This is a genomic window from Kineococcus glutinatus, from assembly GCF_039542765.1.
GTDB classification, from domain to species: Bacteria; Actinomycetota; Actinomycetes; order Actinomycetales; family Kineococcaceae; genus Kineococcus_A; species Kineococcus_A glutinatus.
In genome coordinates, this window is sequence record NZ_BAABIL010000944.1 from 1 (window position 1) to 531 (window position 531).

The window sequence follows — 531 nt, forward strand, 5'->3', positions numbered from 1 at the left end:
CGGCGAGGCCGCGAGCGCGCTGGAGGCCGGTGTGCTGCGCCGGCTCGCGGCGGCGGGTGGGGCGCACCCCGTCCCGCTCGTCGTGGGCTACGCCGAGACCGCGACGGCGCTGGGGCACTGCGTGGCCGACGCGCTGGGCGCCCCCCACCTGCACTCCACCCGCCGCGCGGTCGCGGGGGTGCGGCCGCTGGCGGCGTTCTCCGAGGAGCACTCCCACGCCACCGACCACCGGCTGCTGCCCACGGACCCGGAGGTCCTGGCGGCGCTGGCGGACCCGCGGCGCCCGCTCGTGCTCGTCGACGACGAGCTGAGCACCGGCCGCACCGTGGCCGGCACCGTGCGCGCCCTGCACGCCCTGGCCCGGCGGGAGCGCTACGTCGTGGCGGGTCTGCTGGACCTGCGCGGCGGGGCCGACCGGGACGCGCTGGCGGCCCTGGCGGGTGAGCTGCGCACGCGCATCGACGTCGTGGCGCTGGCCGCGGGCACCGTGGCGCTGCCGCCGGACGTGCTCGCCGCGGTGCGGGCGCACAA

The 531-nt window shown here is 80.4% G+C and carries 1 protein-coding gene; it reads left to right on the plus strand.

Annotated features, from left to right (window positions below):
- A partial coding sequence (locus tag ABEB16_RS22730) for a phosphoribosyltransferase domain-containing protein (protein ID WP_345714402.1) occupies positions 1 to 531 on the plus strand: 531 nt, incomplete at both ends.